Origin of the sequence: Tissierella simiarum (assembly GCF_018917865.1) — a bacterium.
Lineage (GTDB): Bacteria > Bacillota > Clostridia > Tissierellales > Tissierellaceae > Tissierella_C > Tissierella_C simiarum.
This window is the reverse complement of record NZ_JAHLPM010000003.1, coordinates 271,070-288,767: the sequence shown is the minus strand read 5'-3', so window position 1 is coordinate 288,767 and position 17,698 is coordinate 271,070. Positions and strand designations below refer to the sequence as shown.

The following is a 17,698-nucleotide window of genomic DNA, read 5'->3' as shown; positions in this document are numbered from 1 at the left end:
CCCCTTTATAAGGGTTTACTTTCTTCAATTTCTTCTTTATCCTCTTCAACCGTCTCTTCTATATTCTCAATGATTTGTTCTTCATCGGCTTCTATATTTTCAGTAACTTCATTCTTAGCTTCTTTAATTCCTTCATAGGCATCCTTAATATCATCTTTTATTTTCTCCTGCCACTCTTTAGTTGCTTCAACGGACTCCTTAACACTATTTTTTACATTTTCTGCAGTTTCTTTAGTTTTATCGACTATATCTTGTCTAGTTTCCTTGCCTGATTTAGGTGCTAGCAACACACCTGCAGCGGCTCCAATAGCTGTTCCGATGGCTGTTCCTACTGCAATATTTTTAGCAGCATCTTTTTTCTTTTCTCTTTCTATCATCCTTTTCTTTTCCTTGATTAAATCGTTCAGCTTCATATAACTCTCTCCTTTAATAGTATTTCTAATTGTATCACTAGACTTTTATTACCCCAAATAGATTTAAATAATCACTTTTAATAAAAAATAAGGAACATTAAAATTTAATGTTCCTTATTTGTCTATTTTGTTTAAAATTGTTTGTAGCTTACTAGCTTGATAACCACATTGTTCAGCAAAAGTCTTAAAGAGCTCTGCTACTTCCATATTATCTACCTTTTTAGAATGTGTTTCATAATCTCTAACCATTTCCTGAGAATCTAAAATCATTTTTTTCACTAATTCTTTGGTCGTTAATTCCATATGGCTTTCTCTCCTTCTACTACTATTTGACTTCAATAATGAATTTAATTACTTATAATATATACTTCCTAAAAAAAAGGTATTTATTCACTATAAAACTTTAGATTACTAAAAAATAAATATTTAATACTTTAAAATAATAAAATATCCTTTATAATATTTATTAGAAGAAATATTTTGAGTATCGAAATATTCGAAAGGGGGATTTTATAAATATGAGAGCTTTTATCACTCTAAAAGACTTTTTCTCAGAACATAAATGGAGTTATATGCTAGGAGTATTCTGGCTTTTAATAATTGATTCTATTCAGCTTATTGTACCTCAAATACTAAGAAGCCTAACAAATGCTTTTGAGAAGAATATGTTAACTATTAATGGAATAATAAAGTATAGTCTATTAATCATTCTTACAGGTGTTATTATAGCCGTTGGCAGATATTTTTGGCGAATCTATATTTTAGGTACTTCCAGAATTTTAGAATATTATTTAAGAGATAAATTCTTCAATCACCTTTTAACTTTATCTCCTAATTATTTTAACACTCATAAAACAGGAGATTTAATGGCCCATGCTACTAACGATGTCAATGCAGTAAGAATGGCTATAGGTCAAGGTACTATTATGATTGTAGATTCTATCTTTTTAATAATCCTTTCCTTAATTATGATGATTAAAACTACCAATTTAAGGTTAACAGTCATTGCACTATTTACATTGCCTTTCATAATAATAGTAGTTAGTAGATTTGGAAAAATTATACATAAGCGTTTCAGAATCGTTCAAGAAGCTTTTTCAGACCTAACAGATACAACCCAAGAAAATTTTGCTGGTATAAGAGTCATCAAATCCTTTGTTCAAGAAGATTTAGTTAAGGAAAACTTTACTCAAGTTAATAAGGATAATTTAAAAAAGAATTTGAATCTAGTTAAAATATCTGGTACCTTTCATCCTTTTATCCAATTTATATCTTCCATCAGTTTCTTGTTAGTAATTTGGTATGGAGGTAAACAAGTCATATTAAATGAAATTTCTTTAGGAGATTTTATTGCCTTTAATTCCTATCTAGGATTATTAATATGGCCTATGATGGCAGTTGGCTGGGTAATTAATATACTTCAAAGAGGTGCTGCTTCTATGGAGAGGATAAATTCTATATTAGATGAAAAACCTGATATCGTAGATAATTCCAATGCTATATCATTAAACAGAGTAAAAGGAAAAATAGAATTTAAAAATGTTAGTTTTAAATATCCTAATGCAACCAATTATGCTTTAAAAAATATTAACTTCACTATAGAAGGAGGCAAAAGCCTAGCTATAGTAGGTAAAACTGGAAGCGGCAAAACTTCTATAGTAAACCTTTTACTAAGACTTTATGACATAGAAGAAGGAAATATCTACCTTGATAATAATAATATTAAAAATGTTACTCTTAAATCCTTAAGGGAGAATGTGGGATATGTTCCTCAAGATAATTTCTTGTTTTCAACTACTATAGAAGATAACATTGGATTTGCCTTTGATAACAAAGTTGCTTCAGAAAAAGTCTTCAATGCAGCTCAATTGGCAGAAGTCTATGACAATATAATAGCTTTTCCAAATGGTTTTGAAACGGTTTTAGGCGAAAGAGGTGTTACTCTTTCTGGGGGTCAGAAACAAAGAACCTCTATAGCTAGAGCAATAATCAAAGAGCCACCAATTATTATATTAGATGATAGCCTTTCTAGTGTGGATACAGAAACGGAAGAAAAAATCCTGAAAAATCTAGAAAAGATAATGGATAATAAAACTACAATAATAATTAGTCATAGAATATCTACAGTAAAAGCTGCTGATGAGATTATACTTTTAGAAGATGGAAAAATAATTGAAAGAGGCAACCATGAAGAACTCTTAACATTAGAAGGCTTATATAAAGATTTATATGAAAAACAGCTTCTTGAAGAGAAGTTAAACAGACAGTAAAAAGGGGGATCTAAAATGAGTAAAGACTTCCATGAAGATGAAATAATGGGAAAAGCTTATGATTCAAAGCTTATGAAAAGACTTTTAAAGTATGCTAAACCTTACTGGACTTATCTTCTTTTAGCTATAGTTCTAATGGTTATAGTAACCGGATTAGAGTTACTTAGACCTTATTTACTTAAAATTACTATTGACGACTATATAAATGGGTATAGAAAACCAATGTATGAAATGGAGTTAACTGCTCCTTATAACGGAACTATATTTCAAGATAAAAAATACGTTAGAATTGATTCCATACCTAAAGAAACTCAAGTAAATTTAAGTGATTATCCCCTTAAAAACATAGTTGAAGATAATGGTATTTATTACTTAACAGATTACCAGAATGATACTATTAATAATAGGGTCATTCTAGATAAAGAAAGTTATCAAAATTTTAGGCAAATAGACATAAATGGTATAAATAAAATATCTATTATATTTATAGGTGCCATTATCCTTGCTTTTCTATTTAACTATTTACAGGTTATAATATTAAATTATACTGGCCAAAAAATTGTATTTAATATAAGGCAAGAAATTTTTTCACATATTCAAAGTTTATCTATAGCCTATTTTGATAAAAATCCTGTAGGTAGATTGGTTACAAGAGTTACCAATGATACAGAAACCTTAAATGAAATGTATACTGGTGTACTAGTAAATTTGTTTAAAGATATTTTTATTCTTGTAGGAATAATGGTAGTAATGATTAAAATGAATTTAAAATTAGCCTTAATATCCTTTACCTTAATTCCTTTAATAATACTAGCTTCAATAGTTTTCAGAAAACAAATAAGATCTGTTTATAGATTAGGACGAATTCAATTGGCTAGAATAAACTCTACTTTAAATGAAAATATTACTGGAATGAAAACTATACAGATATTTAAAAAAGAAGAAAAGATTTCACAACAGTTTGACGAAATAAATAAGGATTATCTAAAAACAGCAAAAAAAGAAATTTCTATCTATGCAATATTTAGACCTTCCATTGAAGTTATTCGCTCTCTAGGAATAGCGATTTTAATCTATTATGGAGGAGGTCAAGTAGTTTCTAGCTATATTGAATTTGGAGTTCTCTATGCCTTTATAGATTATCTCCAAAGATTTTTTGAACCTATATTGGATCTGACAGAAAAATATAATATCCTGCAATCTGCTATGGCTTCCAGTGAAAGATTGTTTATGATATTAGACGATAATAGTAAAATTGAAAATATTGAAAATCCAATTCCTATAACGGGTTTCAATGGAAAAATTGAGTTTAAAAATGTCTGGTTTGCCTATGAAGATGAAAATTGGGTATTGAAAGATGTAAGCTTCACTATAAATCCAGGAGAAGCAGTTGCCTTTGTTGGTGCTACAGGGGCGGGTAAAACTTCTATAATCAATTTAATAACTAGATTCTATGATATACAAAGAGGAGAAATCCTCATAGATGGTGTTAATATTAAAGATTATGATAAATATGAATTAAGAAAAAATGTAGGGGTAGTTCTTCAGGATGTTTTCCTATTTACAGGTACTATTGAGGAAAATATTAGGTTAAATAATAGAGATATAGATGAAGAAAAAATAATAGAGGTAGCTAAATACGTAAATGCCCATCATTTTATAAGTAAATTGCCTCTACAATATAAAGAGCCAGTAATGGAAAGAGGATCAACCTTATCTTCTGGAGAGAGACAATTATTATCCTTTGCACGGACTTTAGCTTTTGATCCTAAAATATTAATCCTTGATGAAGCTACTTCAAATATCGACACAGAAACAGAACTGCTCATTCAAGATGCACTAGGAAAACTAATTAAAGGAAGAACTACAATAGCCGTTGCACATAGATTGTCTACTATTCAACATGCAGATAAGATTATAGTTTTAAATAAAGGTGTTATTAAAGAAATGGGTAATCATCAGGAGCTATTGGAAAACGAAGGAATTTATTATGATTTATATAAGCTGCAATATAAAGAGGCTTTCTTTAGCTGATACTTTACTATTTCTCTTTTTTAGAGTAAAATAATTTAAACAATAATAAATTAGGAGTGTTAAAAAAAATGTATGATTTTCATGTTCACAGTGATTATTCTATAGACTCGAAATCTTCTATGGAAAAAATGGTACTATCAGCAATAGATAAAAATATGAAAAGTATATGTTTTACAGATCATGTTGACTTTGAATCCACTACTCAAAAATTAGATATAGTATTTAGGACAGATGACTATTTTAGAAAAGCAAAACAAGTAAAATATAAATATATGAAAGATATTGAAATACTTTGTGGTGTTGAAATAGGTATGCAGCCTCACTTGGGAGAAAGATATGAAAAATTTATCAAAGAAAATCCCTTTGACTATGTGTTAATGTCTATTCATTCCGTTAATGGTGAAGATATTTTCTGCGATAATTTTACTAAGGGATTAGAGCCTATTGAAGCACTAAAAATGTATTATGATCATATGTATCACTGCATAAAAAATTATAAAGATTATGATATTTTAGGTCATATTGACTACATAGATAGGTATTTTGAAAATTATTTATCTATACCTAAATATGATGATTATTATTATGTAATAGAAAGTATTTTAAAACTTATTATAGAAAATGGTAAAGGTATCGAAGTTAATACAGCAGGAATGAAATATGGACTTGGCTATTTCCACCCAAAAATGCAGATATTAAAACTGTATAAAGAATTAGGAGGGGAAATAATAACTATTGGATCAGATGCACATTCTCCCGAATTTGTTGGCTATGAATATAAAGCAGCAGAAAAATTATTAAGAGAATTAGGATTTAAATATCTTCACATCTTTAAAGAACGAAAAAAATTCCCAATTAATATTGGTTAGAAGTTTTTTCTTTCGATTATAAAACTTTTGTTTTCATTACAAAAGGGGCACTGAAATAAGTGAACACACTTGTCTTTTGGTGCCCCATCTGTTTTTTTTGATATTTCATCTACCAAATAGGGACTATAGTTATCTAAATAATTCACAATAGGTCCATTATCTATCATTTTAGTATCACAATTAGTACATTGAAAATCAATTTCATATAAACCATTACATAAAGGACAAATCTCTTTCATTACAGAACCTCCTTATAATATGTTATTATCTCATTTATATTAAAAAAATATACAAAAAAATCCCTTAGGTTACTCTAAGGGATTTTTACACTCCCGCAATGCCGTCTTCCCATTTAATTCACACCCGCCTGTATAAAGGTGGGCATCCTGTTAGTAATTTTTAGCTTCCTTTCTAAGAAGGCTTGCTATACCATACTAAACTCAGACTCCCGTGTCTGTTATGTCGGTTGAATTACCTGAGTTAACGTACACCGCAGAAACTTTATCTATATTTATTATACATCTTTTTACTTTATACTTCAAGGGTATGTTATGCTTTTTTAAATATAGTTTGAAATTTTTTAATTTTCACAAAGTATTTTATTGATCTCATCTTCATTTAAAACTTCTTTTTCTAATAATTTACTTGCTAAACAATCTAATTCTAATTTATGTTTCTTTAAAAGATTTAAAGTTTCAAAATATAGTTTTTCCAGAGTTTCCTTTGTTCTAACAAGTAAAGAATCATCGTGTTTTAATTCTTTATTTAATAGGACTTGGTAATTTAGTAATCCTACAACCTCATCCATTCCATACATTCCTATCATAGATAAAGCCATATCTGTTGCTTTTTCTAAATCAGATGAAGCTCCAGTAGTTATACTATCTTTTCCAAATATTATTTCTTCCGCTGCTCTCCCACCTAAAGCAATCATTATATTTGATAAAATGTCTTTCTTTGTTTGATACATTTTGTCCGGTGGAATATTCAAGCTAAAGCCACCCATACCTTTTGTACTTGGAATAATACTTACTTTAGTAACTCTATTATCTTTAGCAACTTTTTTAGCAACTAGAGCATGTCCTGCCTCATGATAAGCTGTAACCTCTTTGTCCTTTTGATCAATACTACTTCTATCCTTTTTTTCTTCTCCTACTAAAACTGTATAATATGCTTTATTTATATGATCCATAGTAATTTCAGGAGCTTTATCTTTAGCTGCCATCATAGCAGATTCATTCATTAAATTTTCTAGTTTTGCCCCACTAAAATATACAGTTTCTAATGCTATCTTCTTAAAGTCTACATTTTTAGATACAGGTTTATTACCACTATGCAGTTTTAGGATCTTATATCTAGCATTAATATCTGGTAAAGCCACTTCTATTTGTCTATCAAATCTACCTGGTCTAAGTAATGCTTCATCTAGTATATCTGCTCTATTTGTAGCAGCCACTACTATTATACCTTCATTTTCTTTAAATCCAGACATCTCTGTTAGCAAGGCATTAAGAGTTCTATCTCCTTCTTCACTACTTGAAGGATTGTTTACTCCTTTTCTCTTCTTACCTAAAGAATCAATTTCATCAATAAATATAACACTTTTTCCTGCTTCTTTTGCTTTCTTAAACAATTCCCTTATACGACTAGCTCCCAATCCTGCATAAACTTGTACAAAATCCGATCCTGAAACAGCATAAAAAGGTACATCTGCCTCACCTGCCATAGCTTTAGCCAAAAGGGTTTTCCCTGTACCAGGAGGTCCGTAAAGCAATACTCCCCTAGGTAATCTTGCTCCATATTTATTATATATCTCCGGATTCTTAATAAAGTCTACCATATCTCTTAAAGATTCCTTTGCTTCTTCATTCCCTGCTACATCATCAAAAGTTATTTTTTCAGATGAAGAATTATCTACATCAATTCTTGACATAGTTGCCATTTCTTTTTCTGCCTGTTTAGACATATTTTTATTTAAATAGTAAACCATAAATCCTACACCTGAAATAAGCAATATAAAAGATAATCCTTGCCCAAAAGTTAAATTACTATCTTTTTCGATTACCTTAACATTATACAATAATAATTCTTCCTTAAAGTTCTCACTTCTAGGATTGTCCGTAATTCCTCCAGTTCCGTTCTTTAGTTTTATTTTTATCTTAGGACTGTTAGTCAATTCTACTTCTTCTACTAATCCTTTTTCCATATGTTTTATAAACAATGTATACGGCATATCCTCATATTGGCTGTTCTTATTTATATACAAATATAAACTAGAAAATAAGGCTACTGAAACGATTAATACTAAAATAAATTTTACTTTATTATCAATTTCCATAGTATTCTCCCCTCTGTTTACATAATACTTATTAAATTATAACATCTAATAAATCTCATGTCCATTTCCTACATATTGTATAGATGTTAAAATAATGAAATTTATTAACAAAAAATCAATAGTGGCTAATGCAAATTTCAGCTTAAATAAAGAATGATAAGCTTTCATAACCACTAGCCTTCTATTGATTTTTTACTTAAAGTAAACTTTAATCTTAATATCTAAATTTTAAATTTATATTATTTATTCTTATCTAGAATATCCAATATTCTATTTAACTTTATAGACTGTTCTTCATTTAATAATGGTCTTATTCTATTTAGCTTTTCAAACATTTCTTCATATTCTTCTTGACTCATTTCTTCTTTCATTTTATCATTCATCTTTATTACTTCAAAAAACACCTCATCTTCTGACTTATCCATATAATTACTAGCCATGTCTTCAATGATTTCTGTCTGTTTTTCAGTGGGTCTAAAATTTCCTATTTCCTCCATAATCTTTTTTATATCATTTTCTTTCATAACTATACCTCCTTTATCTTTTAATTTAATTTATGAAGGTTTACTCGAATATATTACTAAATGAAAAATGGAAACATTTTTAAATTACTGCATATTATAGTTAATATATCTATTTAATTTTAGGAGGATTAAAAGTGGATAGTAAATTATTGATTATGATACTTTTACTAATGATAAATAGAAGAAAAGGCAGCAGTTCATCTAGCTTACATATATTAAGTGATTTAATAGAAAATTTTGAAGTAGATATAAAATATACTAGCGAAAAAGTAAATGTTGTTAAGAAAATCGGTCCTTATTTTCCTGATGCATATAGACCTGTTCTTAATAAATCTATTATGTTTACTGAAAAAATTCTAAAATTATATGAAGTAGTGGACTTCATGAAATTAAATGAGGTGGAATATATCACTCAATCAATTCCAGTAAATAACAATAAGGAAAGATTAAATCGTATAGTAAGTATTATACAACAAGAATTTCCTAAAGAAGAAGTTAAAAACATGGGAATGGCTATGGATTTAATACTAAATGTAGATAAGTATAAAAAAATGTTTAATTTATTAAATACTGTTATGTCTAGTCAAGAATCCTTAAAAGATACAAGTCAATTAATTAATCTTATAGAACCTCTTATGGATGGTAAGAATCCTAAAGAAAAGGAAAAATTAAAAGAAATGTCTAAGATGATAGAGATAATGAAAATTCTAGATACTCCAAAAAAAGATAAGTCTAAAGAAGAATAAGTAAAGAGATATCTCTTTACTTATTCTTTACTCAAAATACCTATTAATTCCTCCATGTCTTTTGGCAAAGGTGCTTTAAATTCTATCTCTTCCTTTGTTCTAGGATGTCTTACGTTCAAGTAATGGGAATGAAGGGCTTGCCTTTTTATATATGGGCTTTCTTCATTATATAAGGTGTCTCCTATTATAGGATGCCCTATGTGATGAAGGTGTACTCTAATTTGATGACTTCTACCTGTAAAAATTTGAACATCTACCAAGGTTGCATTTCTATATCTTTCTATAACCTTATATTTGGTTAAAGCTTTCTGACCTTCTTCTGTTACTACTTTTCTAATACTCTTATCTTCCTCTCTACCTATGGGTAAATCTATTAAGTCTTCATCCTTTTCTACAACTCCTGATACTATCGCTAAATATCTTTTTTCCACCTCATTAGCTTCAAATTGAAGAGCCATTTGCTGATGAGAGAAAGGATTTTTTGCTACAATTAATATTCCAGTAGTATCCATATCTAATCTATTAACAAATCTAATCTTTTTATCGATTCCTTTTTCCTTAAAATAATAACTTATTCCATTAGATAAAGTATTGTGCTGATGACTCTTAGTTGGATGAACTACAATATTAGATTGTTTATTTAATATTAAAAGATCAAAATCCTCATATATAATATTTATGGGTATTGGATCTGGTGTTATATTTTCTTGCTCTTTGCCCATACAAATGGACACTAAATCTCCAGCATTCAATGTTAATCCTTTTCTTCTAAACTTTCCATTTACAAATATATTTTTTTCTTTGTATAGTTTTCTAAATAGCCTACCAGATACATCCATGTTAAATAAAAATTCTTCTAAGTTTAAATCTTCCTTGTTTACTCTAAAAATTACTACATCTTCACTTTCTTTAAACAAATCCATATTTCCCTCCAAATTTATATCCTTTTATTGTATAATATAACTAAAGTTTATTATACCAAATTTATACGTATTTTAAAGTTTAAACTGTTTGGAGGGGAATCATTTGGTGGGTAAGAAAGAGAAAATAATTAATATTATTTCAAATAATAATGTTGAATCTAAAAAAACCTCTAGGCTCTTAGGTAAAAAATTAAGGGATAGAGGATTTATAATTCCAGATAGCTACAATAACAACGCTGAATTAAATATTTGTGTAGGTGGAGATGGTGCTTTTTTAAGAGCTGTTCATCGATATAAGTTTACCAATATTCCTTTTGTGGGAATAAATACAGGACATCTAGGTTTTTTTCAAGAAATTCTACCAGAAAACATAGATGATTTTATTGGCAAATATATCGACAAAGATTACACGGTGGAGGAGATTTTTCTAGTTAGTGCTGAAATATGTACTAGATCCAATTGTTTCAATCTAACTGGTGTTAATGAAATTGTAATCAAGGGAATTCAATCAAAAGTTGTTCACTTAGAAATATTTATAGATGGAAATCATTTAGAGAGGTTTAGTGGTGATGGAATAATTATTTCAACTCCTGTTGGTAGTACTGCTTATAACTTTTCTAGTGGAGGAAGTATTGTTTATCCATCTTTAAAAACTTTGCAGATCACTCCCCTTTCTCCTATTAGCTCTAAGGCATATCGCTCTTTACCAAACAGTGCTATTATTCCAGGAGATATTACTATATCAATTAAACCAGAATATAGATATGAAAATTCAATTCTAATCATTAATGACGGTATGGAATATAGATATGACAATATAACTAATATCAATTTGAAAATGGCAGATAAGACTATATCTAAGTTAAATTTTGATAAAGATATGTATTGGAATAATTTAAAGAGTAAGTTTTTATAAAATAAATCCCACTATATTTTTTATATAGTGGGATTTATTTTATAAAAATTTATTTATTTGTATAAATTTAGACTCTGCTTAATTTCAGCTTGCTTTTTAAGTATATCATTATTTTTAATATTTTCTAGGTTACATAAAATTTTATAATAATTACAAGCTTTTTTATATTTTCGGCTATTAGCATAATATTCTGATAATTTTAAGCAAATTTTTTTTACTATTTCCCAATCATTATTTCTATAGAAAAATTTCAAAGATTCTTCTATATATTTTTCGTGATATATATAATCATACTTTAATAAAAAAATTTCTGCTTCTAGCAATTTTAAAATATAGTCATCTCTCTCATCTATTTGTAATTTATATACTTGTTTCAATTTAATCTCAGCTTTATCTATCACATTACTTTCAATATAAACTTGTATAATACAAAAATATATTTTCTTTAATATAGTATTAGATTTGTTGCTTATTTCTAAGCTTTTATACAAAGATTTTAAAGCTTCATCATAATTTTTGTGTAATTTATGTATTAATGCTAGATTATAATATATTTCTGCCTGAATATTCTTTAATCCGAATTTCTTTGCAATTTTTAAGCTTTTATTATAATAACCTTGTGCTAAAATTATCTCGTTGTTTTTATAATATATAAAACCTATTAAATTATATGTTAAACTCAAATCTTCCCACTTAAGCTCTTTTAAGTATATATTAAGAGCTTTCTCAGCATAATAAACTGAATTATTCAATTCTCCTATACAACATAATGTAATTGCGATTTCATAAAAAGTATTAGCTTTTGATATATTATTCGTAATATATAAAAGTTGTATAGTATAATTATAGTAACTATCAATATAATCTTTATTATAATAATTTAATTTTCCTTTTAAATAAAAATATATTTCAACTATATTTTGAGAAAATCTGTAGATGTCATTTTCATCTATTAGCATAAAATTTATGAAATCATTAAATATCTTCATAGCGGATTCATTTTTTTCTATATTTATATAAAAATAACATTTAAGAATTAAAAATTGTATTTCTTGTAAAATTGAGTTAATGAATGGGTAATCTTTAATTATAATATCCATAGTATACTTAGCTTCACTAAGTAATTTTTCTCGTATATCTTTCTCAAATTTAATTAACTTTTGGTTAAACTCATAATCAAATTCATCATAGTTAATTAAATATTCCTGCGGAACTTGTAATTTATTTGATAAAGATACCATAATATCTTCTGATAAATTATACCGTCCACATTCAAAGTTTGATAAATGAGAATAAGACACAATTCCTTTTGCTAGCTCTTTCATACTAATTTTTTTTGTTTTTCTCAGTAATCCAACTCTTCTGTACACATACAATCTACTTACCTCCTTTTAGCCATTAAAAGTAGCAGTATAAATTTGTACGTTATAAAATCATTTTTCCTTTGTATTATTTATATATTTTATGATTCTCTCCATGGAATCTTTAGGTTTAACCCACAAATCAGGATAAAAGCCTATCCCCTCTTCCATCTTTTCACCTTCTAAATGCATAATTATTATCTCTGGAATAAACAATTTCAAATTTGAATTTGGAAGATAATAAACAAGAGAGTTTCCAGTTGTATTCATTCCTTGGCTATTAGTACCAATATAGACTACATTATTTAGCTGCCTTAAAGAATGTAGAAATAATTCAGCTGCAGATGCAGTTCTTTTATCAAGCAATACAAAAATTGGAATATTATTTTCTATTAATTTATATTCACCAAATCTCATATAACTCCATCCTGGCAAAATTGTATCTTTATTTTCTTTAATTTTATTAAAAAAAGTTGTATTTTCATCACTAACATTACTACTAACTTCAGACTCATCATTTTGACTTGAATTACTAACTGTGTTTGTTAATAGATAATAGAACTTATGAGCTATATTTAACTGTCCTTGAGTAAAATTATTATACCATCTAGAAATATATAATACTTCTCCTCCACCATTACCGCGTAAGTCTAATATAATAATATCTTTTTCTCTCAATGACTTTGCATCTTTAATAAAATATTCCATATCCTTATCATATTCAGAGTTATTAAAAAATCCTGTACACTTAATTACATGTATATTTTCTATATCATATGTATCATATACCTTATTGTAGGATACATCAGCTGGTTCATATCTTGATAAAGTTATGTATTTTTCTGAAACTATATTTTCAGACTCTAATTCAACTTTAACCTCTGTTGAAAATTTTTCAGTATCAGAAATCAGGCCTAAGCTGTATACTATATTTCCTTCCTCGTCTAAGGATTTTTTTATATATTCCTCTGGTAGCTTATTATTAACCTGTCTAAGATATTCCCTCTCTCCACTTTCTATAAAATAATATCCTTTTTCATCTTTTAAAAAATTATAATATTCATTGCTATAATAATTATAATTTTTACTTAGCTGATAGGAACCAATGGATAAATGTCCATCCTGAATAAAACCCAAATTATCACATAAGATTTCATTAAATTCATCCACACTTATACTATTAGTATTCTTGAACTTATACGATATCTCATAAATAATTTTATTCTTAGCTTGATAGAAAAGGTTATCTCCTCCAAAGTATTCATATCCAGCATAGCCATATTTAAAAATACTAAATAGATATTCTATATCTTCTAATGCTTCATCTAAAACAATGTTAGTAGGGGGATAATTTGATAGAAATAAAGATTTCCCTAACGAAAGTTCATCTTCAAAGTCTGTATAATGATATAAAAAGCCTTTCATTTCTTCTTCTGATATATTTTTATTAAGTATTTCATACTTTCTATGTATTTCCAGTCCATCTACCAAATAAGAAAAATCTTTTTCTTTGTTCTTTAAAAAAGCTAATGTAAATCTATTTCTCTCCTTTAATAAAAAAGTTATAGATATAATGCAAATAACTAATAATAAGATTTTTATTATTCTTTTAATTTCAATTCCCTCCTTCACATCTTTATTACCATATCTTTACTTTATATAATATCATTTCCAACATATTATTTCTACGAATTTTTTATAATAAAATTTCAATATTCCCAGATAATTATTTTTTATTATATAAATTAATAAAATTTATTGTCATTATCCAATAATTATTTGAACTTGTTAATTTATTTAGATTGTTTATTAGTATATTATTGTTTTTTTATATTAAAGAGGTATTGGCTTTAAATTAGAGAATTAATAAAGATATATAAAACCAGCTCGATAGTAAATAGTTATTGAATTTTAATAATCTTAATAACGAATAAAAATAATAAAGGGGGAAATTATATGGATTTTGTAGTTATGCCTTATTCACCAAATGATAATATAACTCCTAATTTTTGTATTGGTCAGGACTGTCCACAGTTAGATTGTAATAAAGTATGTGGAGATTGCTCAACATTATGTGGTGCAGATTGCCCGACATTGAGATGTGTCGGAGATTTTCCATGCCCACCTCGTATGTATCCACCATTATCTACTAAATAATATTTAACAAAGAGTTTTAGTATCGTAGCTGGTTTTATTAAAAAAGTATTTATTTTGAAGGAGGTTGTTTTAAAAGTGAAAGAATCAAGATATAATTTATTTTTTCAACATAAAAGCAAACCAGATATTATGGTATGTTACAATGCTAGAACAAATGCCCTAGCAAAAATAAATAGTGATCTTTATGAAAAATACTTGGAATATGTAGAAACAAAAAAAGATGTGTTAGCTGCAAAGGAATTAGAGGATTTTATATTAGGAGGATTTTTAATTAATGAGGACTTAGATGAAACCGAAATATTACGTGAAAGGTTGCTTAAGAGAAGATATAATGGAAATACTTTAAGCCTAACTATAACTCCAACATTAAAATGTAACTTTGCTTGTCCTTATTGTTATGAACAGGGTGATAAACCTGGCAAAATGACAGCAGAGCTACAAGATAAAATCATCGAAATGTTAAATGTCTATAAAAACTTTATTAACCATTTTTCGGTAACGTGGTATGGAGGAGAACCTTTACTGGCATTCGATGTAATAGAAAATCTCAGTACTCATTTCATTGAAATATGCAAAAGCAACAATATAAAATACGATGCATCTATAGTGACAAATGGATATCTATTAGATAGAGCCACATGTAATAAATTAATCAATGAACTAAATGTAACAGCTATACAAATAACCTTAGATGGTCCTAGTGAAATTCATAATAAAACAAGAATATTACATAATGGAAAAGGGACTTTTGAACAAATATTAGAGAACCTAAAAACTTCTGCTGATTTATTAGAAAATCATACTGTCATTAGAACAAATGTTAATAAAGAAAATTATTTATCAGTAAGTAAATTAAATGACGTTTTGGTTAAAGAAGGTTTGAGAAATAAAATAAGGAATTATTTTGCTATTATTAGACTGCCTAGTGAAAATTATGATTCAGAATCATGCTTTAACATTGAGGAATTTACACATATTAACGATTCACATTATAGATCAGCACAAGTTCCACCAGAGTATCCTCAATTAAAAGAAAATTTTTGTGGAGCTGACTATTTAAATGCTATGGTTATAGCATCTGATGGAAATATTTATAAGTGTTGGCATGATGTCGGTATAGAAGATTTGTCTATTGGAAATCTATTATCAACTGTTGATCAAATTAAACAACTAGATTATATAAAAAATAAATACGTCTATACAACATATGATCCAACTATTGATAATCAATGCTCAGATTGTGATATATTACCAATTTGTATGGGAGGTTGTCCTTTAAATCGTATAGAAAAAAAAGATCGTTGTTCGCCATTTAAATATAATCTAAAACAAACTCTAGAAGACTATTTAGAATACCAGGAAAGTACAAGTATATAAAATATAAAAAACTTATATTATATTAATTCCACATTATTATCAAGAAATTGTTTATGCTCATAAATACTTACAAGGAGTAATCTGATTATGAAAATATTCAAATTTGCTAAAAAACATATAATTAAATATAAATTTTTTATATTTCTATTTTTATTAAGCAATATAGTTTCATGGACAATGTCTATACTTTTACCTTACATAACAGGTACTTATATAGATCTCTTACTTAAATTCAATAGTATGAAAACTGTAGGTATATTTAGCATAGAATTACTTGCTATAGGAATCATTAGCATCATCACTTCTATACTTAGTAACTATTTTTATATTAAAGCTCAAACAAATGCAATGTTTGATTTAAATGCTCATATTCTAGATCACGTAAAAAAAATGCCAATACTCTATTTTAATGATAAAGATTCTACTTACTTAAATCAAAGAATAAACTCAGATTGTAACACAATTACTTCTTTTGTAATCAATAGTTTTCCTAATATAATAATCAATTCTTTAACATTAATTGTTATATTTTGTGTTTTTTCTAAAATTAATATATATCTAACCCTTTTGCTGTTGATCTTGATACCAGTATACCTATTTATATATAAACTATTTGAAAGACCTCTATATGACTATGGTTATGAATATAAGGAGAGCCAAAGTAGCTTTTTTTCTCAAATGGACGAACAATTATATAATATTGACTTAATTAAATTAAATGCTGCATTTGATGATTCAAGTCAGCAGTTTAGAAATAGTTTTCTTGAGTTCTTTCCATCAGTATTAAAGTATAGTAAAATTTCATATCTGTTCTCAAGCACAGATTCTATGATGCGAATTGCTTCTCAAGTCATATTATTTTTCTTTGGAGGCACGCAGATAATAAATAAAAAACTAAGCATTGGACAATTTACTATTATGAGTAGTTATTTTAATATGATTATGAATTGTATAAGTTTCTTTTTAAACTTTGGAAAATCATACCAAGATGCTTTGGTATCATACAATCGAATCATAGAAATATTGAATAATCCAAAAGAAATTAATGGTTCCCGTAAATTAGAAAGTATTAATACTATAGAACTTTATAATGTCAGCTTTTCATATAATAATTCTAGTACTATTATTGAAAATTTTAGTTATGAGTTTAATAAAGGAAAAATATATTCTATAATAGGTAAAAACGGTACTGGTAAAAGCACATTAGCTAAGCTTATATTAGGAATTTTAATTGAGTATTACAAAGGAAAAATATACTACAATGATATAGAAATAAAAGACCTTGATCTATATGATACTAGGAAAAAGATCATAGGAGTAAGTGAGCAAGAACCAAAATTAATGAGTGATACAATACTAAACAATATTACATATGGTTTAAATACCTATGATTATAGAGATATAGATATGTTTTTAAATATTTTTAATATGAACATTGATAACTTTAAAAATGGAATAAATACAAATATATATGAATCTTCAAATAACATATCAGGAGGAGAAAAACTAAAATTTTCATTAATAAAAACTTTCTTAAAAGACCCGGATGTTATAATTTTAGATGAACCAACATCAGCGTTAGATACTAATAGCATTGACAATTTAATAAATATTTTACAAAAAATTAAAAAAGATAAAATAATAATTATTATAACCCATAATCAAAATATATTGAACATAGCAGATGAAATCATTGATACTAGTTACAGTTTTAATTCTAATAGCCCATCTTTTGTTAAGTAAATGTAAATATATATAATATAAAAGGTT

The 17,698-nt window shown here is 27.1% G+C and carries 16 protein-coding genes and 1 other RNA gene; 8 read left to right on the top strand and 9 right to left on the bottom strand.

The features are described from left to right. Nucleotides 1-5 precede the first annotated feature (5 nt). Both KQI42_RS05590 and KQI42_RS05585 read right to left on the bottom strand, forming a co-directional pair. A complete protein-coding gene (locus KQI42_RS05590) occupies nt 6-413 on the bottom strand; it encodes a YtxH domain-containing protein (protein ID WP_216517597.1) in 408 nt (135 codons plus the stop codon). A 114-nt stretch (nt 414-527) separates the two neighbouring features. Beyond that, the gene (locus KQI42_RS05585; protein WP_216517595.1) at nt 528-716 is read right to left on the bottom strand and encodes a hypothetical protein; all 189 of its coding nucleotides are present in this window, start codon (nt 714-716) and stop codon (nt 528-530) included. Nucleotides 717-931: 215 nt separating this feature from the next. Here KQI42_RS05585 and KQI42_RS05580 point away from each other — a divergent pair, with 215 nt between their 5' ends. The 3 genes from KQI42_RS05580 to KQI42_RS05570 all read left to right on the top strand — a co-directional run bounded on the left by KQI42_RS05580 (nt 932) and on the right by KQI42_RS05570 (nt 5,586). Beyond that, on the top strand, nt 932-2,683 hold the full coding sequence (locus KQI42_RS05580) for an ABC transporter ATP-binding protein (RefSeq protein WP_216517594.1): 1,752 nt from the start codon (nt 932-934) through the stop codon (nt 2,681-2,683). Between the two features lie 15 nt (nt 2,684-2,698). Further along, nucleotides 2,699-4,717: an ABC transporter ATP-binding protein gene (locus KQI42_RS05575; RefSeq protein ID WP_216517592.1), complete on the top strand. Its 2,019-nt coding sequence runs from the start codon at nt 2,699-2,701 to the stop codon at nt 4,715-4,717. A gap of 68 nt (nt 4,718-4,785) precedes the next feature. After that, entirely contained in the window at nt 4,786-5,586 is an 801-nt protein-coding gene (locus tag KQI42_RS05570) for a histidinol-phosphatase HisJ family protein (protein ID WP_216517590.1), read from the top strand. Here KQI42_RS05570 and KQI42_RS05565 read toward each other — a convergent pair. From KQI42_RS05565 to KQI42_RS05550, 4 genes are all read right to left on the bottom strand, one after another. Beyond that, nucleotides 5,583-5,825 carry a hypothetical protein gene (locus KQI42_RS05565; RefSeq protein ID WP_216517588.1) on the bottom strand — a complete coding sequence of 81 codons (243 nt, stop codon included), beginning with the start codon at nt 5,823-5,825 and terminating at the stop codon, nt 5,583-5,585. The genes KQI42_RS05570 and KQI42_RS05565 overlap by 4 nt on opposite strands. A gap of 86 nt (nt 5,826-5,911) precedes the next feature. Next, nucleotides 5,912-6,088, bottom strand: a non-coding RNA gene (gene ssrS / locus KQI42_RS05560) — 6S RNA. Nucleotides 6,089-6,166: 78 nt separating this feature from the next. Next, a complete protein-coding gene (locus KQI42_RS05555; protein WP_216517586.1) occupies nt 6,167-7,924 on the bottom strand; it encodes an ATP-dependent metallopeptidase FtsH/Yme1/Tma family protein in 1,758 nt (585 codons plus the stop codon). A gap of 239 nt (nt 7,925-8,163) precedes the next feature. Beyond that, nucleotides 8,164-8,448, bottom strand: coding sequence for a hypothetical protein (locus KQI42_RS05550; protein ID WP_216517584.1), 285 nt, complete (start codon nt 8,446-8,448; stop codon nt 8,164-8,166). Between the two features lie 134 nt (nt 8,449-8,582). Here KQI42_RS05550 and KQI42_RS05545 point away from each other — a divergent pair, with 134 nt between their 5' ends. After that, nucleotides 8,583-9,194 carry a hypothetical protein gene (locus KQI42_RS05545; protein WP_216517582.1) on the top strand — a complete coding sequence of 204 codons (612 nt, stop codon included), beginning with the start codon at nt 8,583-8,585 and terminating at the stop codon, nt 9,192-9,194. A 20-nt stretch (nt 9,195-9,214) separates the two neighbouring features. Here the strand turns inward: KQI42_RS05545 and KQI42_RS05540 are convergent, their stop codons facing one another. Further along, on the bottom strand, nt 9,215-10,117 hold the full coding sequence (locus KQI42_RS05540) for an RluA family pseudouridine synthase (protein WP_216517580.1): 903 nt from the start codon (nt 10,115-10,117) through the stop codon (nt 9,215-9,217). 103 nt (nt 10,118-10,220) lie between these two features. Here KQI42_RS05540 and KQI42_RS05535 point away from each other — a divergent pair, with 103 nt between their 5' ends. Next, nucleotides 10,221-11,033 (top strand): NAD(+)/NADH kinase, encoded by an 813-nt coding sequence (locus tag KQI42_RS05535; protein ID WP_216517578.1) that lies wholly within the window; start codon nt 10,221-10,223, stop codon nt 11,031-11,033. A 53-nt stretch (nt 11,034-11,086) separates the two neighbouring features. On the opposite strand, the gene KQI42_RS05530 is transcribed toward KQI42_RS05535, so the two are convergent. Then, on the bottom strand, nt 11,087-12,403 hold the full coding sequence (locus KQI42_RS05530; RefSeq protein WP_343231650.1) for a tetratricopeptide repeat protein: 1,317 nt from the start codon (nt 12,401-12,403) through the stop codon (nt 11,087-11,089). Nucleotides 12,404-12,466: 63 nt separating this feature from the next. Then, the gene (locus KQI42_RS21250; RefSeq protein WP_216517574.1) at nt 12,467-14,026 is read right to left on the bottom strand and encodes a S41 family peptidase; all 1,560 of its coding nucleotides are present in this window, start codon (nt 14,024-14,026) and stop codon (nt 12,467-12,469) included. Between the two features lie 324 nt (nt 14,027-14,350). Between KQI42_RS21250 and KQI42_RS05520 the strand changes: the two genes are divergently transcribed. From KQI42_RS05520 to KQI42_RS05510, 3 genes are all read left to right on the top strand, one after another. Then, nucleotides 14,351-14,551, top strand: coding sequence for a hypothetical protein (locus KQI42_RS05520; protein ID WP_216517572.1), 201 nt, complete (start codon nt 14,351-14,353; stop codon nt 14,549-14,551). Nucleotides 14,552-14,626: 75 nt separating this feature from the next. Further along, nucleotides 14,627-15,928 (top strand): radical SAM/SPASM domain-containing protein, encoded by a 1,302-nt coding sequence (locus tag KQI42_RS05515; RefSeq protein WP_216517570.1) that lies wholly within the window; start codon nt 14,627-14,629, stop codon nt 15,926-15,928. Between the two features lie 87 nt (nt 15,929-16,015). Beyond that, nucleotides 16,016-17,671 carry an ABC transporter transmembrane domain-containing protein gene (locus KQI42_RS05510; RefSeq protein ID WP_216517568.1) on the top strand — a complete coding sequence of 552 codons (1,656 nt, stop codon included), beginning with the start codon at nt 16,016-16,018 and terminating at the stop codon, nt 17,669-17,671. Nucleotides 17,672-17,698 lie beyond the last annotated feature (27 nt).